Source organism: Aeromonas sp. MR16, assembly GCF_022549315.1.
GTDB classification, from domain to species: domain Bacteria; phylum Pseudomonadota; class Gammaproteobacteria; order Enterobacterales; family Aeromonadaceae; genus Aeromonas; species Aeromonas aquatica.
The window spans coordinates 218,787-241,955 of record NZ_JAKZFK010000002.1 but is presented as its reverse complement, the minus strand read 5'-3'; the positions used below and the strand labels follow the sequence as shown (position 1 = coordinate 241,955).

20 protein-coding genes are annotated in these 23,169 nt (G+C 60.8%); 4 read left to right on the top strand and 16 right to left on the bottom strand.

The genetic code is table 11. The features are described from left to right. Positions 1-84: 84 nt before the first annotated feature. The 4 genes from pyrG to rlmD all read right to left on the bottom strand — a co-directional run bounded on the left by pyrG (position 85) and on the right by rlmD (position 6,785). The gene (pyrG, locus tag MM194_RS03565) at positions 85-1,722 is read right to left on the bottom strand and encodes a CTP synthase (glutamine hydrolyzing) (protein WP_042643633.1); all 1,638 of its coding nucleotides are present in this window, start codon (positions 1,720-1,722) and stop codon (positions 85-87) included. Positions 1,723-1,863: 141 nt separating this feature from the next. Then, entirely contained in the window at positions 1,864-2,661 is a 798-nt protein-coding gene (mazG, locus tag MM194_RS03560) for a nucleoside triphosphate pyrophosphohydrolase (RefSeq protein ID WP_241342673.1), read from the bottom strand. A gap of 62 nt (positions 2,662-2,723) precedes the next feature. After that, complete coding sequence (gene relA / locus MM194_RS03555) at positions 2,724-4,934, bottom strand: GTP diphosphokinase (protein WP_241342672.1); 2,211 nt, start codon at positions 4,932-4,934, stop codon at positions 2,724-2,726. A gap of 528 nt (positions 4,935-5,462) precedes the next feature. Continuing rightward, positions 5,463-6,785, bottom strand: coding sequence for a 23S rRNA (uracil(1939)-C(5))-methyltransferase RlmD (gene rlmD / locus MM194_RS03550; RefSeq protein WP_241342671.1), 1,323 nt, complete (start codon positions 6,783-6,785; stop codon positions 5,463-5,465). A 237-nt stretch (positions 6,786-7,022) separates the two neighbouring features. On the opposite strand from rlmD, the gene barA reads away from it, so the two are divergent. The 3 genes from barA (at position 7,023) to MM194_RS03535 (ending at position 11,266) form a co-directional block, all read left to right on the top strand. Next, the gene (gene barA / locus MM194_RS03545; protein ID WP_033128842.1) at positions 7,023-9,743 is read left to right on the top strand and encodes a two-component sensor histidine kinase BarA; all 2,721 of its coding nucleotides are present in this window, start codon (positions 7,023-7,025) and stop codon (positions 9,741-9,743) included. Positions 9,744-9,883: 140 nt separating this feature from the next. Continuing rightward, the gene (locus tag MM194_RS03540) at positions 9,884-10,363 is read left to right on the top strand and encodes a DUF1456 family protein (protein ID WP_033128843.1); all 480 of its coding nucleotides are present in this window, start codon (positions 9,884-9,886) and stop codon (positions 10,361-10,363) included. Positions 10,364-10,384: 21 nt separating this feature from the next. Then, positions 10,385-11,266: an N-acetylmuramoyl-L-alanine amidase gene (locus MM194_RS03535; RefSeq protein WP_241342670.1), complete on the top strand. Its 882-nt coding sequence runs from the start codon at positions 10,385-10,387 to the stop codon at positions 11,264-11,266. Positions 11,267-11,335: 69 nt separating this feature from the next. On the opposite strand, the gene pdxJ is transcribed toward MM194_RS03535, so the two are convergent. The 10 genes from pdxJ to rpoE form a co-directional block, all read right to left on the bottom strand. Then, positions 11,336-12,073, bottom strand: coding sequence for a pyridoxine 5'-phosphate synthase (pdxJ, locus tag MM194_RS03530; protein WP_033128845.1), 738 nt, complete (start codon positions 12,071-12,073; stop codon positions 11,336-11,338). 263 nt (positions 12,074-12,336) lie between these two features. Next, positions 12,337-13,041, bottom strand: a complete 705-nt coding sequence (recO, locus tag MM194_RS03525) for a DNA repair protein RecO (RefSeq protein ID WP_241342669.1) — start codon at positions 13,039-13,041, stop codon at positions 12,337-12,339. Positions 13,042-13,055: 14 nt separating this feature from the next. Beyond that, positions 13,056-13,955 (bottom strand): GTPase Era, encoded by a 900-nt coding sequence (gene era / locus MM194_RS03520; RefSeq protein WP_033128847.1) that lies wholly within the window; start codon positions 13,953-13,955, stop codon positions 13,056-13,058. Positions 13,956-14,013: 58 nt separating this feature from the next. After that, a complete protein-coding gene (gene rnc, locus MM194_RS03515; protein WP_033128848.1) occupies positions 14,014-14,685 on the bottom strand; it encodes a ribonuclease III in 672 nt (223 codons plus the stop codon). Continuing rightward, positions 14,686-15,609, bottom strand: coding sequence for a signal peptidase I (gene lepB, locus MM194_RS03510; RefSeq protein WP_241342668.1), 924 nt, complete (start codon positions 15,607-15,609; stop codon positions 14,686-14,688). It lies immediately after the preceding gene. Between the two features lie 4 nt (positions 15,610-15,613). Then, a complete protein-coding gene (lepA, locus tag MM194_RS03505) occupies positions 15,614-17,407 on the bottom strand; it encodes a translation elongation factor 4 (protein ID WP_241342666.1) in 1,794 nt (597 codons plus the stop codon). Positions 17,408-17,592: 185 nt separating this feature from the next. Beyond that, on the bottom strand, positions 17,593-18,054 hold the full coding sequence (locus MM194_RS03500) for a SoxR reducing system RseC family protein (RefSeq protein WP_241342665.1): 462 nt from the start codon (positions 18,052-18,054) through the stop codon (positions 17,593-17,595). 102 nt (positions 18,055-18,156) lie between these two features. Beyond that, positions 18,157-19,137: a MucB/RseB C-terminal domain-containing protein gene (locus tag MM194_RS03495; RefSeq protein ID WP_033128851.1), complete on the bottom strand. Its 981-nt coding sequence runs from the start codon at positions 19,135-19,137 to the stop codon at positions 18,157-18,159. 21 nt (positions 19,138-19,158) lie between these two features. Beyond that, entirely contained in the window at positions 19,159-19,746 is a 588-nt protein-coding gene (locus MM194_RS03490; RefSeq protein WP_241342663.1) for an RseA family anti-sigma factor, read from the bottom strand. A gap of 24 nt (positions 19,747-19,770) precedes the next feature. Continuing rightward, the gene (rpoE, locus tag MM194_RS03485; protein ID WP_033128853.1) at positions 19,771-20,352 is read right to left on the bottom strand and encodes an RNA polymerase sigma factor RpoE; all 582 of its coding nucleotides are present in this window, start codon (positions 20,350-20,352) and stop codon (positions 19,771-19,773) included. Positions 20,353-20,533: 181 nt separating this feature from the next. Between rpoE and nadB the strand changes: the two genes are divergently transcribed. After that, positions 20,534-22,141, top strand: a complete 1,608-nt coding sequence (nadB, locus tag MM194_RS03480; RefSeq protein ID WP_241342662.1) for an L-aspartate oxidase — start codon at positions 20,534-20,536, stop codon at positions 22,139-22,141. A 210-nt stretch (positions 22,142-22,351) separates the two neighbouring features. Here the strand turns inward: nadB and MM194_RS03475 are convergent, their stop codons facing one another. Together MM194_RS03475 and MM194_RS03470 are read right to left on the bottom strand one after the other, a co-directional pair. Then, positions 22,352-22,723, bottom strand: a complete 372-nt coding sequence (locus MM194_RS03475; protein WP_033128855.1) for a protein YgfX — start codon at positions 22,721-22,723, stop codon at positions 22,352-22,354. A 68-nt stretch (positions 22,724-22,791) separates the two neighbouring features. After that, positions 22,792-23,061: a succinate dehydrogenase assembly factor 2 gene (locus MM194_RS03470; RefSeq protein ID WP_033128856.1), complete on the bottom strand. Its 270-nt coding sequence runs from the start codon at positions 23,059-23,061 to the stop codon at positions 22,792-22,794. Between the last annotated feature and the right edge of the window lie 108 nt (positions 23,062-23,169).

Genomic DNA, 23,169 nt, shown 5'->3' with positions numbered 1-23,169 from the left:
TTTCCTCAGGTTTCGTAAAAAAACAACAAAAATATGCCAAAAAAAGCGGCTGCGGCACAGAGCCTCAACCGCATTTATTTTAAATTACTTCAAATTACGCTTCTGATACTCGCCGGCAGCCTTCACGAAACCGGCAAACAGGGCGTGTCCATCGCGGGGAGTCGAGGTGAACTCCGGGTGGAACTGCGCCGCTACAAACCAAGGGTGATCCGGAATCTCGATAATTTCCACCAGCTTCTTGTCGGCGGAGAGACCGGTGACCTTCAGGCCGGCCGCTTCGATCTGCGGCAGCAGCTTGTTGTTCACCTCATAGCGGTGACGGTGGCGCTCATAGATGGTCGGGCTGCCATACATCTGACGCACCTTGGAACCTTCGACCAGGTGGCAGAGCTGGGAACCCAGACGCATGGTGCCGCCCAGATCGGATTTCTCGGTACGAGTCTCGACGTTGCCTTCTTCATCCACCCATTCGGTGATGAGGCCAACGACCGGATAAGCGCAATCTTTCTTGAATTCGGAGGAGTGAGCGCCAGTCATGCCGGCCACGTTGCGAGCGAACTCGATCATGGCAACCTGCATGCCGAGGCAGATGCCCAGATAGGGGATCTTGTTCTCACGGGCATACTGGGCGGCCAGGATCTTGCCTTCCACGCCGCGCTCACCGAAGCCACCCGGCACCAGGATCGCGTCCAGACCTTCCAGCAGCTCGGCGCCACGGGTCTCGATGTCCTGGGAGTCGATGAACTTGATGTTGACGGACAGACGGGTCTTCAGGCCACCGTGCTTGAGCGCCTCGTTGACGGACTTGTAGGCATCCGGCAGGGACACATATTTGCCCACCATGCCGATGGTCACTTCCGCGGTCGGGTTGGCCTCTTCGTAGACAACCTGTTCCCACTCGGACAGGTCGGCTTCTTTGCACGCCAGACCGAAACGGGCGATGAAGTAGTCATCCAGATTCTGGGACTTCAGCAGCGCCGGGATCTTGTAGATGGAGTCGACGTCTTTCATGGAGATGACGGCGCGCTCGGGCACGTTGCAGAACAGGGCGATCTTGGCACGCTCGTTGGCCGGAATGGCGCGATCGGAGCGGCAGATCAGCACGTCCGGCTGGATCCCGATGGAGAGCAGTTCCTTGACGGAGTGCTGGGTCGGCTTGGTCTTCACCTCGCCGGCGGCGGCCAGGTAAGGCACCAGGGTCAGGTGCATGAACATGGCATTGTCGCGGCTCACTTCGGCAGCCAGCTGACGAATGGCTTCGAGGAACGGCAGGGACTCGATATCGCCCACGGTACCGCCCACTTCGACGATGGCCACCTGATGGCCTTCGGCACCGGCAATCACCCGCTCCTTGATGGCGTTGGTGATGTGCGGGATGACCTGGATGGTGGCGCCCAGATAGTCACCACGGCGCTCTTTGCGCAGCACGTCGGCGTAGATACGGCCGGTGGTGAAGTTGTTGCGACGGGTCATCTTGGTGCGGATGAAACGCTCGTAATGGCCCAGATCCAGATCGGTCTCGGCCCCGTCCTCGGTTACGAACACTTCACCGTGCTGGGTCGGGCTCATGGTGCCCGGATCCACGTTGATATAGGGGTCCAGTTTCATGATGGTCACATCCAGACCACGGGCTTCCAGAATGGCTGCCAGAGAAGCTGCGGCAATGCCTTTGCCGAGGGATGAAACAACGCCACCAGTTACAAAAATATATTTTGTCGTCATGCTGAACCTGAAAGAAGTTTAGGGATTTTTAAGGGGTGCTTCGGGGATGAAGCAGGACGGGGAAACAGTATACCAAAACCCCCTCTCCCAAACAATGAACAAAAATCTATCAGGCTCGCCGCGCCCCCGTCTTGCGCCAAATCAACTTTGCTCGGTTTCCTTGGCCTTGTCCCAGGCCGCATCCAGCTTCTCCAGAGTACAATCGGTCATTTTCAAGCCTTCCGCAGCAATAAACTGCTCAACCTGACGAAAACGACGTTCGAACTTGGCGTTGGCGGCCCGCAGTACCTGCTCCGGATCCTTGCCCAGATGCCGCACCAGATTGACGGTGGCAAACAGCAGATCGCCGAGCTCGTCGCTCACCCGCTCCTCGTCCACGTCGACCATCAGCGCCTCTTCCATCACCTCCTCGATCTCTTCGTGGATCTTGTCCACCACGGGGCCGAGGGTCTTCCAGTCGAAACCGACGGTGGCGCAGCGCTTCTGGATCTTGGCGGCCCGGCTCAGGGCCGGCAGCGCGAGCGGAATGTCATCCAGCACGCTCTCTTTATCGAGGGCGGCCCGCTCTTTGGCCTTCTCTGCCTCCCAGTTAAACTTGACCGCCTGCTCGTCACCCAGATCCGCATCGGCGAACACATGGGGATGACGGCGGATGAGCTTCTCGCTCACGGTATCGACGATATCGGCAAAGTCGAACAGCCCCTGTTCCTTGCCCAGCTGGGCGTAGAACACCACCTGGAACAGCAGATCGCCAAGTTCACCCTTTAATCCCTCCCAATCCCGGGTTTCGATGGCGTCGGCCACTTCGTAGGCCTCCTCCAGGGTGTGGGAGACTATGGTCTGGAAATCCTGCTTGAGGTCCCAGGGGCAACCGCCGTTCGGGTCGCGCAATTGAGCCATGATATCGAGTAGCTGGGGCAAGTCGTAATGCGAGGACATAAGCGGTTCACTTCATCAAAGGGGTCAAAGAACAACCGGCCACTGAGGCCGGTCGGTTGATGTCACAGGCGCTTGGCGCTGATCACGTCGTTGAGCTGGCTGAGCTTGGCCAGGGCCCGGTTGAAGGCGTTGATGTTGTAGATCTCGAGCTCCATGTCGATCTCCGCGGTCTGCTCGCGCACGTTGGAGCGCGAGCGCACCCCCATCACGTTGATCTTCTCGTTGGCGAGCACCGTGGTGATGTCACGCAACAGGCCGGATCTGTCGTTGGAGAGGATCCGAATGGTGAGGCCATAACCGCCGGAGTAGTTCTCCCCCCAGACCGCCTCGATCAGCCGCTCCGGGTTGCGGCGGGACAGCTCCTTGAGCTGCTCGCAGTCCTCCCGGTGGATGGAGACGCCGCGCCCCATGGTGATGAAGCCCTGGATGCCGTCCCCCGGAATGGGCTGACAGCAGCGGGCGATGTGGGTCATCAGATTGCCGACCCCTTCCACTACGATGTGATCCTTGGGCTTGGGCCGGAACGGCACATTGGCCTTCTGCTCCAGCTTCGCCAGCAGGCGGCGATCCTCTTCCTCCGCCGTCGGTTTGTTGTAACGGGTATCCAGATAGTTGAGCAGCTGGTTGATGCGAATGTCGCCGCTGCCGATACCGGCAAGCAGGTCGTCCAGCTCCTCGGCATGGAAGCGCTCCAGCACTACCTTGTCCACCTTGGAGAGGGTCAGATTGTGCCTGTCCAGCTCCTTCTCCAGCAGCTCCTTGCCGGCGGCGATGTTCTTGTCCCGATCCAGCTTTCTGAACCAGGTCGCCACCTTGGCCCGCGCCCGGCTGGAGCGCAGGAAGCCGGCGTTGGGGTTCATCCAGTCGCGGCTCGGGTTCGGCTCCTTCTGGGTGATCACCTCCACCTGATCGCCGGTCTGCAGGGTGTAGGTGAAGGGCACGATGCGGCCATCCACCTTGGTGCCGATGCAGCGGTGACCGATCATGCTGTGCACGTGGTAGGCAAAATCCAGCGGCGTGGCGCCGGCCGGCAGATCGATGACATCGCCCTTGGGGGTGAAGACATAGACTCTGTCTTCGAACACCTGACTGCGCAGATCGTCCAACAGAGAGCCACTTTCCGACAGATCCTCCTGCCAGGCGAGGAGCTTGCGCAGCCACTCGATCTTGTCCTCGAAGGTGCTGGTCTTGGCGGCGACCTGGGCACCTTCCTTGTAGCGCCAGTGGGCGGCGACACCGAGTTCAGCGTCCTGGTGCATCTGATCGGTCCGGATCTGGATCTCGACCGTCTTGCCCTCCTCCCCTACCACCACGGTGTGGATGGACTGGTAGCCGTTGGGCTTGGGGTTGGCGACATAGTCGTCGAATTCACGGGGAATATGGTGGAAATGGGTATGCACTATGCCGAGCGCCGCGTAGCAATCCTGCAGCCGCTTGGTCACCACCCGTACCGCGCGCACGTCGAACAGCTCGTTGAATTCGAGGTGCTTCTTCTGCATCTTGCGCCAGATGCTGTAGATGTGTTTAGGCCGGCCATAGACCTCGGCCTCGACTCCGGCTTCGGCAAGCGCATCGCGCAGGGACTGCACGAACTCACGGATGTAGCGCTCCCGATCGAGACGCTTCTCGTCGAGTTGCTTGGCAATCTGCTTGTAGGTGTCCGGGTGCAGGTAACGGAAGGCGAGATCTTCGAGCTCCCACTTGAGCTGACCTATGCCGAGGCGGTTGGCCAGCGGCGCATAGATGTTGGTGATCTCCTGGGCCATCAGCACCCGGGTCTCCTCATCCGCCTTCTTCGCCTCCCGCAGGCAGGCGATCCGCTCCGCCAGCTTGATGACGACGGCGCGCACATCCTCGACCATGGCGAGCAACATGCGGCGCACGTTGTCCACCTGCTCCGGCGAGGTTTCGCTGCGGTGCAGGGTCTGCAGGGAACGGATGGCCTCCATCTCCAGCACCCCTTCCACCAGCTTGGCGATTTTGGGGCCAAAGTCCTCTTCAAGCTTCTCCTGCTGGAGGAGGCCGGCTTCCACGAAGGGGTAGAGGATAGCTGCCTTGAGGGTGGCGAGATCCATGCTGAGCATCAGCAGTATGCCGACCATCTCGACCCCGCGCACCAGCAGGCGGCTGGTGAGCGCCTCGTCACCGAGGGTCAGGCAATACTGGTAAGCGGTTCGCAGCTGATTCTTGTCGCCTTCACTCAGGGAGAGGGTACTGACCCACTCTTCCAGGGTGAAATTGTCTTTCAAATGAATATCGCGCACCGCAACCATGGTATCAATCCTTAAAATTGTGGGGTCGAAAGCCGGTGCTTTCCTGCCCCTCATCAGCTGATGAATGCCTCAAATGGGGATAAACAAGAGACTTTTCAAGGCATGTCATCCTCAAAGGTGACAGGAGTCTCCAACAAGCCTTGCCGATCCCTGCGGGCCTAGATTACCCCAATCATTTTCTCTCAAACAGCACCCTGGATGCCAGATGACCAGCATGAAGGAGCTCGCTGCCGGGGGTGGATTACCTTATTCATTTTCTCTCAAGCGGCTCCCTGGATGCCAGATAGCCAGTATGAGAGAGCACATCCAGCCCCTACAACAAGCCAACTGTCGGGGCCGGGTTACCTCATTCTTTTTCTCTCAAACAGCACCCTGGATGCCAGATGGCCAGCATGAAAGCGCTCGCTGCCGGGGCTGGATTACCTTGTCCATTTTCTCTCGAGCAGCTCCCTGGATGCCAGATAGCCAGTATGAGAGAGCACATCCAGCCCCTACAACAAGCCAACTGTCGGGGCCGGATTACCTTCTTTATTTTCTCTCAAACAGCGCCATGGATTCCAGATGGCCGGTGTGAGGGAACATGTCCAGCATCCCCAGGCGGGTCAGCCGGTAGCCCTCTTTCACCAGCACCTGACTGTCCCGCGCCAGGGTGACCGGGTTACAGGAAACATAGACCACCCGTTTCGGGGAAAGTGCCGCCACGTGGCTCATCACCTCCAGCGCACCTGGCCTGGCCGGATCCAGCAAGACTAGGTCAAAGCCTTCCCGCGCCCAGGACATGCCGACGATGTCACCGCTCAAGTCCGCCTTGTAGAAGCGGGCGTTGTCGATGCCGTTGCGACGGGCGTTTTCTTCGGCGCGCGCCACCATGGCCAGCTCCCCCTCGACCCCCACCACCTCGCGGGCCTGACGGGCCAGCGGCAGGGTGAAGTTGCCGATGCCGCAGAACAGATCCAGCACCTTGTCATCCTTGGTCGCCCCCAGCCAGGACAGCGCCTGGGCAACCATGCTCTGGTTGATGGGACCATTGACCTGAATGAAGTCACCGGGGGCGAATGCAAGAGCCAGGCCATCCAGCGAATAGCTCGGCTGGAATTGCTGACGCAGGGGTTCTATCTGCTCGTCCGCGGCCTGCAGGTAGAGATCGATGCCCTGAGCCTCGGCAAACTCGACCAGCAAGGCGCGGTCCATCTCGTTGGGACGACCAGTGTGGCGCAGCAGCATCATGATGCCCTGCTCGGCCTGGATGAACTCGGCATGACCCAGCTCACGCTGGCTCTTGAGGCGATTGAGACAGTCGCGCAGCGGGTTGATGAGGGCAGACAGGGGCGCGCTCAGCACGGGACAACCGCTGATCTCCACCAGGTCATTGGACTGGCGACGGCGGAAGCCGACCCGGGTGCAGCGACCGTTCTTGTCAAACTTGATGGCCAGGCGGCAGACCCGGCGATAGGCACGGGATTCCCCGGTCAGCACGGGCTCCAGCGCCGGTGCCTGGATGTTGCCGAGGCGCTCGAACAGGCTGACCAGCCCGACCTCCTTGGCCGCCTGCTGATCAACCTCACTCAGGTGCTGGGCGCTGCAACCGCCGCACTCGCGATAATGGGCGCAGAAGGGCGCGATGCGGTTGGCCGCCGGGGTCACTATCTGTTGCAGGGCGGCGTGAGCATACTGCTTCTTGTCGTCAACGATGCGAGCCTTGATCAGCTCGCCGGGCAGCGCCCCTTCGACGAAGATGGCCTTGCCCTGATGACGGCCGATACCGACACAGTGGTGATCCAGACTGTCTATCGTAAATTCAATACGTTGGGGCTGGGTGGATTTCTTTTGGGGCTTGAAAAACTGGGCCATAAAACTTGGTGCCTATAGGTGGCTATGTCATGATTGTGGAATCTGCAGCAGGCCATTGTCCCACAAGAATAATAGTATGACCAAATACGGTCTGAGGGCCCGGGCTGTGGCATTCAACCCTATCGCCAATGCTGACCATAAGTGGCCCATGGATATGACCCGATACGGCCCCCAAGCCCGTGCTGCAATGACCCTTATCTTCCTGCCCATCTTCATCATCGCCGGTGGTTTATCAGCATGACTAGATACGGTCTGCGGGCCCGTGTGCTGGCTTTTACCATATTGCCAACCCTGATCATCGGCGGCCTGATTGCCGGGTATTTCACCTTCCACCGCTATCATCAGCTGGAAAACAACCTGATCGACCAGGGCATCAACATCATCGAGCCCCTGGCCATCGCCAGCGAATACGGCATGACCCAGCACAGCCGCGAGTCCCTCAAGCGGCTGATCGGGCTCACCCATCGCAAGAATTCGCCCTTCATCAAGTCCATCGCCGTCTTCACCCAGGACAACCAGCTGTTCGTCACCTCCAACTACCACAGGGACTTCGGCCAGTTGCGCCTGCCCGATGGCAGCGCCATCCCGGAGTTGACCAGCGTCTCCTTCAACGGTGATGACATCATCCTGCGCACCCCGATCCAGGCCGAGACCAGCCTGGACGGCTTCCCCCTGCCGAGCGATCTGGAGCCGCCGGTGATCGGCTACATCTCCATGCAGCTCGCCACCGACAGGGCCATCGTCCTGCAGTATCGGGATGCCTTCTTCGCCGTGCTCATGGTGCTCATCGGCCTCGCCATCAGCACCCTGTTCGGCTTCCGGTTGGTCAAGAGCGTGACCCAGCCCATCACCGACATGGTGCAAGCGGTGCACCGGATCAGGGAGGGGCGGCTCGATACCCGGGTCAGCGGCCAGCTCACCGGTGAGCTGGACATGCTGAAGAACGGCATCAACGCCATGGCCAAGGCGCTGTCTGAATACCATGAGGAGATGCAGCAGAACATCGATCAGGCCACCTCTGACTTGCGCGAGACCCTCGAACAGATAGAGATCCAGAACGTCGAGCTCGACATGGCGAAGAAACGGGCCCAGGAGGCGGCCAGGGTCAAGTCGGAGTTCCTTGCCAACATGTCCCACGAGCTGCGCACCCCCCTGAACGGCGTCATCGGCTTCACCCGCCAGTTGCTCAAGACCAGCCTGACCCCGAACCAGGCCGACTACATGCAGACCATCGAAAAGTCGGCGCGCAACCTGCTCGGCATCATCAACGACATCCTCGATTTTTCGAAACTCGAGGCCGGCAAGCTGCAGCTGGAGCACATCCCCTTCAGCCTGCGCGACACCCTCAACGAGACCATGCACCTGCTGGGGCCCAGCGCCCACGACAAGCAGCTGGAGCTCTCCTTGCAGGTGGATGCCGCGGTGCCGGACTATCTCACCGGCGATCCCATGCGCCTGCAGCAGGTGCTGACCAACCTCACCGGCAACGCCATCAAGTTCACCGAGCACGGCAACGTGGATGTCCGCGTCGAGCAGACCGGCGGTGCCCATGGCAACAAGGTGCGCCTCAAGGTGCTGATCCGCGATACCGGCATCGGTATCTCCGAGGAGCAGCAACGCCAGCTGTTCCAGGCCTTCAACCAGGCCGACTCCTCGATCTCGCGCCGCTACGGCGGCACCGGTCTCGGCCTCGTCATCACCCAGAAGCTGGTGCAGCAGATGGGTGGCCAGATCCGGTTCGAGTCCGAATTCGGCAAGGGCTCCGTCTTCTCCTTCAACCTGGAGCTGGACGTCTCCCCCCTGCCCCAGACCGACAGACTGCCGCTGGATGGGATCCAGGGCAAGCGGGTCTGGCTGCTGGAGCCGGATCCCTTCGCCCACGCCTCCCTGCACGTCCTGCTGGCCGAATGGCAGCTGGATGTGCAATCCCTGTCCATCGACGCCGACTGGCCCGAGATGAACAGTCAGGACATCGTCATCATCGGCAGCAGCACCCTGCACACTCCGCAGCAGGTGATCCGCCGCCTCGATGCCCTGAGCGGACAACACAACGCCATAGTGGTGCTCAGCAGCCACGAGCCCGCCCTGTATGACGCCATGCAGGCTCACGGCGCCCAGCACTGCCTCTCCAAGCCCATCAATCACCGCAAGCTGCTCAACGCCCTGCTCTCCCCGGACGCCGTCCGGAGCATCCCGCTGCCGGCCCCGTCACAGCGCCAGGTGCAGGACGTCAAGGTGCTGGCGGTGGATGACAATGCCGCCAACCTCAAGCTCATCGCGGCCATGCTCAAGGAGATGGTGAGCCAGGTGGTAGTGTGCAAGAACGGCAAGGAGGCAGTCAGCCTGGCCCAGAGCCAGCCGTTCGACATCATCTTCATGGATATCCAGATGCCGATCATGGACGGCATCAGCGCCACCCAGGCGATACGCCACCACTCCCTCAACACCGAGACCCCCATAGTCGCGGTCACCGCCCACGCCATTCCCGGCGAGCGGGAGCGACTGATCCGCCAGGGCATGGACGACTATCTGGCCAAGCCCATCGACGAGAGCATGCTGGCGCAGCTCATCACCGACTTCGCCCATCGCCGCCACCAGAATCACGGGGATCAGCAGATAGACTGGTCACTGGCAGTGCGCCAGGCCGCCGGCAAGACGGATCTCGCCCTGGAGATGCTGCGCATGCTGCTGGCCAGCTTCGATGAGGTGGAGCCCGTGCTGGAGGCGGCGCTGGCGGGTGAGGTGGACGATGCCGAAGTCCTGGCTCAGCTCCATCGCCTCAACGGCGGCTGTGCCTACTCAGGGGTGCCAGGCCTGCAACGTCTGCTCTCCCAGCTCGAGCAGCAGCTGCGCGACGGGGTGCCGGTCAGCGAGCTGGAGCCCGAGCTGCTGGAGCTGCAGGATGCGCTGGAGCAGGTGCGCCAGGAGGCCCCCCGCTACCTCGGGGCGACCGAATAAGCCGTCGTGATGAAAGGCGACAGCAGGATGAGCGGCCCATCGGCGCGGGCGGCATCCACCAGGGATCGGGCAAAGCAGCCGCTTTTTATGGCGGTAAGCTCGGCAGATGGTAAAATCGCGCCGTTTCCACAGGAGTCAACATGACGAATAACGATATTCTGCGCCGTCTGCGCTACGCCCTCACCATCAGCAACGACCAGATGGTCGATATGTTTGCCAAGGGCAACCTGACCGTCGATCACGCCCAACTGCACAGCTGGTTGCTCAAGGGCGCCGAGGAAGGGGAAGAGCAGGAAGCGGGCTTTGTCGCCTGCCCCGACGCCGCCCTGAGCCAGTTCCTCGACGGCTTCATCATCGCCCGCCGCGGTGTGAAAGAAGGCGCCCCCGCCCAGGTGGTCCCGAACCGGATCAACAACAACCTGATCCTGCGCAAGCTGCGGATCGGCCTGGACTACAAGGAAGAAGACATGCTCAGCACCCTGAAGCTCGCCAACTTCAACCTGTCCAAGTCCGAGCTCAGTGCCCTGTTCCGCTCCAAGGATCACAAGCACTACCAGGATTGCGGGGATCAGATCCTGCGCAACTTCCTCATTGGCCTCACCGCCAAGCATCGCGCTTGACATAGGCACCGCGCCTAAGCCATGGACCAGCGCCACTCACCGTCAGCCCGCATCAGGATGGCCGGTGAGCGGTGCTGGTCGCTCTGTCTTCTTGTTCTGCTGCTGACCGCCTGTCAGCCCGCGCCCGAGCCCGCCCCCTACCGCTTCGATACCCGCCATGTCAGCGCCAACCAGAATGAGCGCATCGCCTTCCTGATCCTGCACTACACGGATGAGGACGACGCCCACTCCCTGCGTCTGCTGACCGAGCCCGAGCACAAGGTGAGTGCCCACTACCTGGTCCCGCGCGACACCGAACAACGCCCGCTCCCCGTCTATCAGCTGGTGCCCGACAGCCAGCGCGCCTGGCACGCAGGCCGCAGCCGCTGGCAGCAGTATGCGGGGCTCAACGCCAGCTCGCTCGGCATCGAGATAGTCAACCTGGGCTACGACGAGCAGGAGGCCGATCTCCCCGTTCACCTTCGCCACTGGCAACCCTATACCCCCGCCCAGATCGCCGCCGTCGGTGCCCTCAGTCGGGAGCTGGTCCAGCGCTACCGGATACCGCCAACCCAGGTGCTGGGGCACAGCGACGTCGCCCCCGAACGCAAGCAGGATCCCGGCCCACTCTTCCCCTGGCGCGAGCTGGCCCTGACGTACGGCGTCGGTGCCTGGCCGGACGAGGCCAGGGTCGCGACCCTGCAACAAGCCCCTCTACCCGCCTGGGATGCCCTCCAGTGGCAGCAGGGGCTCGCCCGCTACGGCTATGGCATTGCCCCCAGCGGCCTCTGGGATGAGCAGAGCCGCGCCGTGCTGCGCGCCTTCCAGCTCCACTTTCGCCCCGCCCTGGTCAATGGCGAGCCGGATGCCGAGAGCCAGGCCATCTTGATGGCACTGCTGGAACGTTACTTCCCGGCCCACTGAATTCCTGCACTGAAAAACAACAAGGGACGCCGTGGCGTCCCTTGTTCGTGCGATCCCGATAATCCGGCATCAGATCCCCTGGCGGGCTTCCTGCATCAGCAGACGCATGTCGCTGACCGCCTTGGCCAGGCCGTCGAAGGCGGCGCGACCTATGATGGCGTGGCCGATGTTGAGCTCATAGAGCTCGGGGATGGCGGCGATGGCCTTGACGTTGTGATAGTGCAGGCCGTGGCCGGCGTTCACTTTCAGCCCCTTGCCGGCGGCATAGGAGGCACCGGCGGCGATGCGCTTGAACTCGGCGTTGCGCTCCGCATCCGTGGTGGCATCGGCGTAACGGCCGGTGTGGATCTCGATGAAGGGGGCGCCACTCGCGGCGGCGGCGTCGATCTGCAGCGGATCGGCGTCGATAAACAGCGACACCTGAGCGCCGACGGTGGCGAGGCGGGTCACCGCATCGGTGATCTTGTCGAGCTGCCCGGCCACGTCCAGGCCACCCTCTGTGGTCACCTCGGTGCGTTTCTCCGGCACCAGGCAGACGAACTGGGGCTGGATGCGCTGGGCGATGCCGATCATCTCCTCGGTCACCGCCATCTCCAGGTTCATCCTGGTCTGGATGGTCTGGCGCAGGACCTCAACATCGCGGTCGGTGATGTGACGGCGATCTTCCCGCAGGTGAATCGTGATGCCATCGGCACCGGCCTGCTCGGCCACGAAGGCGGCCTGTACCGGATCCGGGTACTGGGTGCCGCGGGCATTGCGCAGGGTGGCGATATGGTCGATGTTCACACCCAGGTAGATCTCGCTCATTGCTTACTCCTTGATACAGGTCATCTGTTCACTGCGGGTTGGCGAGTGCGCCAGCCTTGTCTGTCCATGGGCCGCCACCTGTCAATATTTGCACGCAGATGGCAGTGTTATATTCTTTAAGTGATCATTTTATATACATAAAAGATCACTAAATTCATCTAATTCAGCCTGAAACACTGCCTCTGCGTTTCAGAAACAGCTCACGACTCTTCAACTGGCGTTTCCCGAAACATGAGAGGTTGCAGCGCCAGCCGATACTAGCCTCATGCACTCGCCTTACGCTTTAAAAACAGCTCCCGGCTCTTTAGCTGGCGTTTCCCCAGATAGGGTTGCAGCGCCAGCCGGCTGAAACGCTTGGCCGCCTGCAGCAAGGGAGGGCTGTCGAAACGCCCCTCGGCGAAGGCCAGCAGGTGGGCACCGAGGAACAGGGTACGGGGATCCGGCGCCCGCTCGCAAGCAACAAAGCCGAGTTCGCGCTCGAAGCCATACAGCAGGGCTGGCTGGATCGGGGACTCGTCGTCGGCGGCGTATTCGAAATCCACCGCGTAGCCGAGGGCCTGCAACAGCAGGAACTCGAAGCGACGCAGGGGAAGCTCCGGGGTCTCGCCATCTGCCAGCGCCATCAGGGCGCGGGCATAGGCGTCGAACACCTCGGGGAAGGGAGTGTGAGCTTCGAGCAGGTAGTAGACCAGTTCGTTCAGGTAGAGGCCGTAAAACAGTCGATCGCCGCCGAGACGCAGGGAGTGATCCGGGCATTCGACCTGGGCGAGGTTCTTGAGATCCCCCTTGCCGCGCCAACTCAGGGTGAGCAGGGTGAAGGGTTGCAGCAGCCCCTTCAGAGGGGAGCGTGGCCCGCGAGAACCGCGAGCCACCAGGGTAAAGCGGCCACTATCCTGGGTGAATACCTCGACCAGCTGACTGGTCTCCCGATAGGGCCGACTGTGGATGACGAAAGCCGGACTCAGCAATCGCTCAGCGCCACTTAGTCATCGCCATAGCCGAGACTGCGCAGGGCGCGCTCGTCATCGGCCCAGCCCGATTTGACCTTGACCCACAGCTCCAGGTGCACCTTGTTCTGGAACAACCGTTCCATGTCGAGGCGCGCCTCGGTGCCTATGGTCTTGATCTTCTCACCCTTGTTGCCGATGACCATCTTCTTCTGGCCTTCACGTTCAACCAGGATCAGGCCGTGGATGTGGTAGAGACCGTTTTCTTCGACCTTGAAGCGTTCGATCTCCACCGTCACCGAGTAAGGCAGCTCCTCACCGGTGAAGCGCATCAGCTTCTCGCGGATGATCTCGGAGGCCATGAAGCGCGACGAGCGGTCGGTCACGTAATCTTCCGGGAAGAAGTGGTTGTTTTCCGGCAGCAGATCCTTGGCCCACTCGCGGATCTTCTCCACGTTGGTGCCCTTCTCGGCACTGATGGGCAGGATGTGGGAGAACTTCATCTGCTGACCCAGCCACTCCAGGTGCGGCAGCAGGTCTTCCTTGTCCTTGACGTTGTCTACCTTGTTGACCGCCAGCACCACGGGGCAGGGCAGATGGCGCAGCTTGCCGAGCACCATCTCGTCATCCTTGGTCCAGTGGGTACCGTCGACCATGAATACCACCATGGCCACGTCCCCCAGCGAACTGGTGGCGGCGCGGTTCATCAATCGGTTGATGGCCCGCTTCTCCTCGATGTGCAGACCCGGGGTATCCACAAAGATGGTTTGATAGTTGTCCTCGGTGTCGATCCCCAAGATCCGGTGACGGGTGGTCTGGGGCTTCTTCGAGGTGATGCTGACCTTCTGGCCGAGCAGCTTGTTGAGCAGGGTGGACTTGCCCACGTTGGGGCGGCCCACGATGGCGACAAAGCCGCAATAAGTCGTATCTGTCATGACAGTTTTTCCAATGCCTGTTGTGTTGAAAGACCGTGGCCTCTTGCATCAATAGCAGTCATGACAGTCTTTCCAATGCTTGCTGCGCCGCGGCCTGTTCGGCCTTGCGACGGCTGGTGCCGACCCCGACCAGCGGACCCGCCAGACCATCTACCTCACACTGGACGGTAAACTCCTGGTTGTGGGCTTCGCCCTTGACGTTGGTCACTGTGTAGGTCGGCAGGGATTTGCGGGTTCCCTGCAAAATTTCCTGTAGCCGGGTCTTGGGGTCCTTCTGCTCTATGCCTGGCTTGATCTCGTCCAGGCGGCTGGCGTACCAGCTCAGCAACAGGGTCCGCACCGTCTCCAGATTGGTATCCAGATAGACGGCGCCGATCACCGCCTCGACCGTGTCGGCCAGGATCGACTCGCGGCGGAATCCGCCGCTTTTCAGCTCGCCCGGTCCCAGGATCAGATGATCGCCGAGGTCAAATTCCCGGCCGAGCTCGGCCAGGGTCTTCTCGCGCACCAGGGTGGCGCGCATCCGGCTGAGATCCCCTTCCGCCGCTTGCGGGAAGCGATGGAAGAGTTCGTCGGCAATCACCAGACTCAGGATGGAGTCACCCAGAAATTCCAGTCGCTCGTTGTGACGGGAGCCGGCGCTGCGGTGCGTCAAGGCCCGGGTCAGTCGTTCCTGATCCTGAAAGACATGCCCGAGACGGGACTGCAGTCTGTTCATCTTGATATTCATTTACTGTATTCCGCCGATGCGGTTGAAGCGCACGCCAGTCGGCACCCAGCTTGGCAAGCTGGAACCTTCCTCGCGCTCAAATTCGAAGCTGATCCAGATGGCAACGGCCTTGCCCACCAGATTCTGCTCGGGCACAAAGCCCCAGAACCGGCTGTCGGTGCTGTTGTCGCGGTTGTCGCCCATCACGAAATAGTGGCCTTCCGGCACCACCCACTCATCCGGGTAGGTGCCCGGCTGGCGGTAGTAACGATCCACCAGATCCGGCATCAGGGGATTGCGCAAGGTTTCGTGAGGGACGTTGCCGAGCTGTTCGGTGTAGCGATCCAGCGGGATCCCCATCTGGCTGAACTCGCCCCGTTGTTCAAACTTGACGTCGAGCTTCTTGAAGCCCGGGCACGTTTTCCCTGCCTGCTCCTCGCACTTGGGCCGGATCATCAGCTCCTTGTTGCGATAGATGACCCTGTCTCCCGGCATGCCGACCACCCGCTTGATGTAGTCCACCCGGGTATCCAGCGGATACTTGAACACCACCACATCGCCGCGAACAGGCTTGCCTGTCTCGAGGAACTGGGTGTTGGTCACGGGATCCTTGAGACCGTAGGCGAACTTCTCCACCAGGATGAAGTCACCCACCAGCAGGGTCGGCATCATGGAACCCGACGGTATCTGGAACGGCTCGAAGATGAAGGAACGCAGGATCAGCACCAGCGCGATGACCGGGAAGACCCCGCCAGTCTGTTCGATCCAGACCGGCATGGGGGCCACACTGGCCAGCGTCTTCTCGTCGACATTCGGGCCGGCATTGGCGCGGGCCGCCGCAATCTTGGCCGCCCGTTGCTTGGACCAGACCAGCTTGTCAACGGTCCAGATGATGCCGGTCAGGACGGTGACAATCGCCAGGATCAGGGAAAAGGTGCTTGCCATCTAGTTAGTCCTTGCCAACGTGGAGGATAGCGAGGAAGGCCTCTTGCGGCACGTCGACACGGCCGACAGACTTCATCCGCTTCTTGCCTTCTTTCTGCTTGTTCAACAGCTTCTTCTTCCGGCTCACGTCACCACCGTAACACTTGGCGGTCACGTCTTTGCGCAGGGCCTTGACGGTGCTGCGGGCGATGATCTGGTTGCCGATAGACGCCTGAATCGCGATGTCGAACATCTGGCGCGGGATCAGCTCACGCATCTTCTCCACCACCTGGCGACCGCGATACTGAGCGTTCTCCTTGTGGGTGATGATGGCCAGGGCATCGACGCGCTCGCCGTTGATCATGATGTCGAGGCGCACCATGTCGGAGGTCTCGAAGCGCTTGAAGCCGTAATCCAGGGAGGCGTAGCCGCGACTGGTAGATTTCAGGCGGTCGAAGAAATCGAGCACCACTTCCGCCATCGGGATCTCGTAGGTCAGCGCCACCTGCTTGCCGTGGTAGACCATGTTGGTCTGCACGCCACGCTTCTCGATACAGAGGGTGATGACGTTGCCCATGTACTCCTGCGGCAGCAGGATGTTGCACTCGGCGATGGGCTCGCGCATCTCCTTGATGTTGTTTACCGGAGGCATGGCGGACGGGCTGTCGATGTGGATGGTCGAGCCGTCGTTGAGCTCGATTTCATACACTACGGTCGGCGCCGTGGTGATCAGATCCAGATCGTATTCCCGCTCCAGGCGCTCCTGGATGATCTCCATGTGCAGCATGCCGAGGAAGCCACAACGGAAGCCGAAGCCCAACGCGGTGGAGCTTTCCGGCTCGAAGAACAGGGAGGCATCGTTCAGGGACAGCTTGTCCAGCGCGTCACGGAAGGACTCGTAGTCGTCGCTGGAGATGGGGAACAGGCCCGCATACACCTGCGGCTTGACCTTCTTGAAGCCCGCCAGCACCTTGTCGGCACCATTCTTGGCTTGCGTCAGGGTATCGCCCACAGGCGCGCCGTGGATGTCCTTGATGCCGCAGACGACCCAACCTACCTCGCCACAACCCAGGCCCTGGGTATCCACCTGCTTGGGCGTGAAGATACCGATGCGATCGACACCCCACACCTGACCGGTGCTCATCACCTTGATCTTGTCGTTCTTCTTGAGCGAACCGTTCTTGATGCGCACCAGGGAGACGACGCCGAGATAGGAGTCGAACCAGGAGTCGATGATCAGCGCCTGCAGCGGTGCATCGGGATCACCGACCGGCGCCGGAATGCGGGCCACTATCTCTTCGAGTACCAGATCGACACCCAGGCCGGTCTTGGCGGAGCAGCGCACCGCCTCCATGGCATCGATACCGACGATGTCTTCGATCTCTTCGGCGACCCGCTCGGGTTCGGCAGCCGGCAGATCGATCTTGTTCAGGATTGGCACTACTTCCAGCTCCATCTCCATGGCGGTGTAGCAGTTGGCCAGAGTCTGTGCCTCAACCCCCTGACCGGCATCCACCACCAGCAGCGCCCCTTCACAGGCCGCCAATGAGCGGGAGACTTCGTAGGAGAAATCCACGTGGCCGGGGGTGTCGATAAAGTTCAGCTGGTAGGTGTTACCGTCTTGTGCCTGGTAGTTCAGGGTCACACTCTGTGCTTTGATGGTAATGCCGCGCTCGCGCTCCAGATCCATGGAGTCAAGCACCTGAGCCTGCATCTCGCGGGAGGACAGGCCGCCGCAAGTCTGGATCAGACGGTCCGACAGGGTCGATTTACCGTGGTCGATGTGCGCAATAATCGAAAAGTTACGAATGTATTTCATCGAGCAAGAATCACTCAAAATTAAGTTAGGGTCGGATATGAGGGCAGGATTTTACTGGATAACCCGGTCGACGGCCAATCTTTAGTCGACGGGCACCAGAAATAGCACCTTACCAATCACGCGTGCTGGCTGGCATAGAGCGCCACGCCGAGCATGAAAGAGCCAGAAATCGAATCTGGCCAGTGTCAGGAGAGGTGGCGGGTACTGAGGACCACACCGAGCATGCGAGGACCATATTCCCCTTGCTCTAGCCTTGCGGAAAAGTAACGAACCAGTAAAAAACCCAGGGTGCCACCGAGCAGGCAACTGAGAATGGTTACCCCTTCCCCCGCCGACAACAGCGGTGCCAGCCAGAGCTGACCCAAAATGGCACCGAGCAGCAGGCAGAACAGCGGCAGCACATACACCAGCGCCGCACCGCGCAATATGCTCGCCTGGGGAATGCCGAGGCGGATCTGCTGGCCAACATTCACCTCACCGGTGAGGGCAACCCGCAGTCGCTGCGATTTCATGGGGAAGGCCTTGGCGACAGTGCCGGTACCGCAGTTGGACTGCTGATGGCAGCCACTGCAGGCGGAGCGCCGTTCGCACTCCACCCAGGCATGGGTCCCCTCGATGGCGACCACGGTCGCCAGCTCTTCGCTCATGTTACTCACCTGACGGCTCCAGACTAACAGCAGTGGATTTATCCAATCTGAACACGCCCATTCCGCCGCGGCAAGCCAAATAGGTGTATCTCGGAGGGAACTTTATTGCACCGCCTCGTTGCGAGCCAGCGGCTGCACCGATTCGGCGATGCGTTTTGCGGTCTCGGCCGGGACCTCACCTACTACGGTGATCTCCACCCCGACCTCGTTGACATAACTCACCAGCGAGGTGGCGCCCTGGCGTATCAACTGCTGGCGCACCGCCTGCTTGGGATCGACTCGGGAGACATAGACTGAGAGATCCACCAGGCCATCGGAGAGCATCATGTAGTCCACCGGCTGGCTGGTGCTGACAAGCTGGTGCCGATCCTGAGAGAGTACCTTGAATCCAACCGGCAACCAGGTCAGGTGCCAGCTCAGGGTCTGCTGGGGCGTGGGATAGGCGTCTTCCAACGCCAGCGCCTCGGGCAACTTGCTGTTGGCCAGGGTCACCAGCCAGGGAGCCGGGGTCGATTGCCTGTCCAGATCCACGCCCAGCACCTGTTCCACCAGGTTGCCTTCCCGATCCACCATGTCAACCCGCAGCAAGAGATGGCTCTGCTCATCAACCCAGAGCACGAAGCCGTATTTGTCCGCTTCTTTGGGCACCAGCCTCACCACCTGGGCCACCAGACCGGCGACCCGGCTGCGGCCAGCCAGCACGGGGTCATAGCTCTCCAGCACCCTCGGCAACGGCATCTTCACCAGGCTCGACCAGACACCGGGGAAACGGGCGCCCTTGAGCGTATAGGGTTCATGGGTATTTTCGAAGAAGGTGTATTCGTTCTGGCGTTGCAGGTATTCCACCGTCTTGCCATCGAGATAGCTCAGATGAGCGATCTCCTTGCCATCTATCACTCCGTGACTGAAGCGGATGGGCTCGAGGCGCCCCTGACGGGCCTTGACCATGGATAACTCGAAATTTTGATGTGAAACGGCACTCTGCATCTGCTGCAACAAGGCCTCGGCCGACAGATCGTCGGCCGAGGCCTTGGCACAAATTAGCAGGAGAGAGGCCAGCAGGACACGGCTGGACTGGCGCACGATCTGATCCCTAAAAATGCGTTATTCCTGGATCTGCTTGTCTTGCAGCAGACGTTGTTGCAATTGGTGATCTCGCAAGAAGGCATTGATCCGCTCGCGCTGCTCTTGCATCTGCTGCTCACTCAACCCTTGCTGGCGAGTGGTGGCGCGGTTGCCATCTTGCGGATAATGCACGCTCACCGGGGTGGCACTGCCGCCCACCGGTATGGTATTGAGCACAGGATTGACCGGCATACCGTCCTGACCCTGATACTGCTGCACACCGAAGATGACGGCGGCGGCGACCGAGGCGGCGATGGCGTACTGCCCCATCTGTTGGCCGAAGCGGCGGATCAACGGCAGCACCTTGCCGGTGGTGTGAACCTGCGGCGCTGTGGGTTGTACCGGCTTGGGAGCCAGCACTGTTGGTTCGTCTTCCAGCGCCAGCATGATGCTGTCACTGAGATCCAGTTGCAGATTGACCGACAGGTCGCCCCGCATGGCATCACCGATCAGATGGTAACGAGCCCAGGTATCCTGCAGAGCCGGATCCATTCCCAACTCATTCAGTACCTCAACATCGCTCAGGTCGCCATCCATCAGGGCTGAAAGTTGCTCTTTATTTGCCATAAGTTTGCCTGTCTTTCCCCAGTTTTAATTCTCGATCAGAGGTTGCAGCTTTTTGTCGATTGCTTCCCTCGCCCGGAAGATGCGGGATCTCACCGTACCCACAGGGCAATCCATGATCTCCGCAATCTCTTCGTAGCTCAGCCCTTCCATTTCACGAAGGGTGATCGCTGTTCTCAAGTCTTCAGGCAAGGCTTCTATGGCGGTAAACACGGTACGCTTGATCTCGTCGGTCAGCGCCAGGTTTTCCGGGGTAGCCACCTCTTGCAAGGCTTCGCCCCCACCATAGTATTCAGCCTCATCTGCTTCGACATCACTGCTGGGCGGTCTGCGCCCCTGTGAGGTCAGGTAATTTTTGGCCGTGTTGACGGCGATCCGGTACAACCAGGTGTAAAACGCGCTCTCGCCACGGAATGTCGGTAACGCACGGTAAGCCTTGATAAAGGCCTCCTGCGCCACATCCGGTACATCGCCCGGATTGTTGACATACCTGGCCACCAGGTTGACCACCTTATGCTGGTATTTTTTTACCAGCAGGTTGAATGCATTTTTATCGCCACGCTGGACCCGTTCAACCAGCTGTTCGTCCAGTAGATTCTGGTCGCTCATCAGAGCCGTAAAACCCCCATCAGGTTATCGTTCTTCTTTTCCGGCCCTTTCTAAGCGCACAAGTTCAGACAGGAGGAATCAGAGAAAGTTCGCTTGCATTGAAAAAAATGTGATGCGAGCTGCATCACAACCCCCCTTGGGCTACCATGGGGCCAGTTCTTAATCCAGGCCAATGATACTTATGAAAGCAAGTGTTGAATACCTTTGCGACGTACTGATCATTGGCAGCGGTGCCGCCGGTCTGTCCCTCGCATTGCGATTGGCGGACCAGGCCAAAGTCCTGGTTCTGAGCAAGGGGCCCATCAGTGAGGGGGCCACTTTCTATGCGCAAGGAGGCATCGCTGCCGTGTTCGACGAGACCGACAGCATCGAATCCCACGTGAGCGATACGCTCAACGCCGGCGCCGGGTTATGTGACCCGGCCGTGGTGGAGTTCACCGCCCGCAACGCCCGTGGATCCATCCAGTGGCTGATCCAGCAAGGGGTCCCCTTCGATCAGGAAGAGGATGCCGAGGGCGAATCCCACTACCACCTGACCCGGGAAGGGGGTCACAGCCATCGCCGCATCTTCCACGCGGCCGATGCCACCGGCAAGGCGGTGCAGCTCACCCTGATCGATCAGGTGCGGGCCCACCCCAACATCCGGCTGATGGAGCGCTTCAACGCGGTGGATCTCATCACCACCCGCAAGCTGAACCTGCCAGGCAACAAGGTGCTCGGCGCCTACGTCTGGAACCGCAACGTCGAACAGGTCGAGGTGATCCGCGCCCGCTTCGTGGCACTGGCCACCGGCGGCGCCTCCAAGGTGTATCAATACACCTCCAACCCGGACGTGAGTTCCGGCGATGGCATCGCCATGGCCTGGCGCGCCGGCTGTCGGGTGGCAAACCTGGAGTTCAACCAGTTTCACCCCACCAGCCTGTTCCACCCCGACGATCCCAACTTCCTGCTTACCGAGGCACTGCGCGGTGAGGGCGCCTATCTGCGCCGCCCCGACGGCAGCCGCTTCATGCCCGATTTCGACGAGCGGGCCGAGCTGGCACCGCGGGACATAGTCGCGCGCGCCATCGACCACGAGATGAAACGCCTCGGCGCCGACTGCATGTATCTGGACATCAGCCACAAGCCGGCGGACTTCATCATCAAACACTTCCCGACCATCTTTGAGCGCTGCCTCGCGGTCGGCATCGACATCACCAAGGAGGCCATGCCCATCGTGCCGGCGGCCCACTACACCTGTGGTGGCGTGATGATCGACAACAACGGTCAGACCGATATTCCCGGTCTCTACGCCATCGGCGAGGTGACCTATACCGGCCTGCACGGCGCCAACCGCATGGCGTCCAACTCGCTGCTGGAATGCGTGGTCTACGCCCATCAGGCGGGGGCCGACATTCTGGCCAAGCTGCCCATGAGCGTGGAGCCGCCCAAGCTGCCAGCCTGGGACGAGAGCCAGGTAGACGACTCGGACGAGCAGGTAGTGATCCAGCACAACTGGCACGAACTGCGGCTGATGATGTGGGACTACGTGGGGATAGTGCGCACCAACAAGCGTCTCGCCCGCGCCAAGCGCCGCATCGACCTGCTCAAGCAGGAGGTGCAGGAGTACTACGCGAACTTCCGGGTCTCCAACAACCTGCTGGAGCTGCGCAACCTGTTGCAAGTGGCCGAGCTCATCGTCAACTGCGCCCTGCAGCGCAAGGAGTCTCGGGGCCTGCACTACAATCTGGACTATCCGGACCTGCAGCCGGACTCCAAGCCAACGGTGCTGACCCCGGATCGGGAATGACCAGCCGGACTCCAAGACAAGGAGCCTGACCCCGGATCGGGAATGACCCGCCGGACTCCAAGACAAGGAGACTGACCCCGGATCGGGAATGACCCTCCGGACTCCAAGACAAGGAGGCTGACCCCGGATCGGGAATGATCGCCCGATAACCACAAACAGAAGACCCCGCCGTGGCGGGGTCTTCTGTTTGTGGGCGACGGAACAATGTGGTCAGCGGGGCGGCGCGAGGTGGATGGCGCGGGCCAGCAGGCGGTAGTGTGCCGGCGCCAGCGCATCGGAGAAGAGCCAGAGCTGGAGCCTTGGCCCCTCCCCCTGCAGTTGTAGCCAGAGCACGCCGGGCAGGATGCGGCTGCGGGAACCCAGCCGGTAACGCTTCCCCTGCCATTCCAGCCATTCGCCATCCCAGATCAGCTCACCGCGAATGAGCATGACACGACGCCAGGCAAGCCAGAGGCCCGTCAGCCAGCAAGGCAGAAACAGCCCCCACTGCCAGCCCTGGATCAGGCTGGCGGTAGGCCAGAGCAGCAACAGAAACAGGAGGCACAGCAGGCAAAGTTGCTGGCGGGAGACGATAACGGGCATCTGAACCCGCGTCCGGGAAGCTGCGCCGTCAGTCATGATGGCCCTGGGTGCGCGTCAGGTGCGAAGCATTAGCGCAGATTGTCGTGACGGGCCTGGTTACGTTCCAGGATCAGCGGGATCATGGCGGCGAAGGCGGGATCTTCCGGCACGCCGTGGCCCATGCTCCAGCGGAACAAATCCGGATCCTCGCACGCCAGCAGGCGGATGAAGGTCTGCTGCTGCTCGTCGCTCAGGCTGTCGAACTCGTGTTCAAGAAAAGGCATAAAGATCACATCCAGCTCGAGCATGCCGCGACGGCAGGCCCATTTCAGGCGGGACTTTTCAATTGGGCTCAACATGGAACTCTCCTTACAAAGACGCGGGAATGGTAGCAGCTGGATTTTCCGGCTGACAAACATTCCTTACGTCTTTACCATGCAGGTCACATACTTTCTGTCTCTGGAATA

Excerpts from the sequence above, each read along its gene's own strand:
- MM194_RS03540 (WP_033128843.1), top strand. The coding sequence starts at position 9,884 with ATGACGAATAACGATATTCTGCGCCGTCTGCGCTACGCCCTCACCATC.
- MM194_RS03470 (WP_033128856.1), bottom strand. The coding sequence starts at position 23,061 with ATGTTGAGCCCAATTGAAAAGTCCCGCCTGAAATGGGCCTGCCGTCGC.
- rnc (WP_033128848.1), bottom strand. The coding sequence starts at position 14,685 with ATGAATATCAAGATGAACAGACTGCAGTCCCGTCTCGGGCATGTCTTT.
- MM194_RS03475 (WP_033128855.1), bottom strand. The coding sequence starts at position 22,723 with ATGCCCGTTATCGTCTCCCGCCAGCAACTTTGCCTGCTGTGCCTCCTG.
- MM194_RS03490 (WP_241342663.1), bottom strand. The coding sequence starts at position 19,746 with ATGGCAAATAAAGAGCAACTTTCAGCCCTGATGGATGGCGACCTGAGC.
- rlmD (WP_241342671.1), bottom strand. The coding sequence starts at position 6,785 with ATGGCCCAGTTTTTCAAGCCCCAAAAGAAATCCACCCAGCCCCAACGT.
- lepB (WP_241342668.1), bottom strand. The coding sequence starts at position 15,609 with ATGGCAAGCACCTTTTCCCTGATCCTGGCGATTGTCACCGTCCTGACC.
- mazG (WP_241342673.1), bottom strand. The coding sequence starts at position 2,661 with ATGTCCTCGCATTACGACTTGCCCCAGCTACTCGATATCATGGCTCAA.
- MM194_RS03500 (WP_241342665.1), bottom strand. The coding sequence starts at position 18,054 with ATGAGCGAAGAGCTGGCGACCGTGGTCGCCATCGAGGGGACCCATGCC.
- pdxJ (WP_033128845.1), bottom strand. The coding sequence starts at position 12,073 with ATGAGCGAGATCTACCTGGGTGTGAACATCGACCATATCGCCACCCTG.
- lepA (WP_241342666.1), bottom strand. The coding sequence starts at position 17,407 with ATGAAATACATTCGTAACTTTTCGATTATTGCGCACATCGACCACGGT.
- nadB (WP_241342662.1), top strand. The coding sequence starts at position 20,534 with ATGAAAGCAAGTGTTGAATACCTTTGCGACGTACTGATCATTGGCAGC.
- MM194_RS03535 (WP_241342670.1), top strand. The coding sequence starts at position 10,385 with ATGGACCAGCGCCACTCACCGTCAGCCCGCATCAGGATGGCCGGTGAG.
- rpoE (WP_033128853.1), bottom strand. The coding sequence starts at position 20,352 with ATGAGCGACCAGAATCTACTGGACGAACAGCTGGTTGAACGGGTCCAG.
- pyrG (WP_042643633.1), bottom strand. The coding sequence starts at position 1,722 with ATGACGACAAAATATATTTTTGTAACTGGTGGCGTTGTTTCATCCCTC.
- relA (WP_241342672.1), bottom strand. The coding sequence starts at position 4,934 with ATGGTTGCGGTGCGCGATATTCATTTGAAAGACAATTTCACCCTGGAA.
- barA (WP_033128842.1), top strand. The coding sequence starts at position 7,023 with ATGACTAGATACGGTCTGCGGGCCCGTGTGCTGGCTTTTACCATATTG.
- era (WP_033128847.1), bottom strand. The coding sequence starts at position 13,955 with ATGACAGATACGACTTATTGCGGCTTTGTCGCCATCGTGGGCCGCCCC.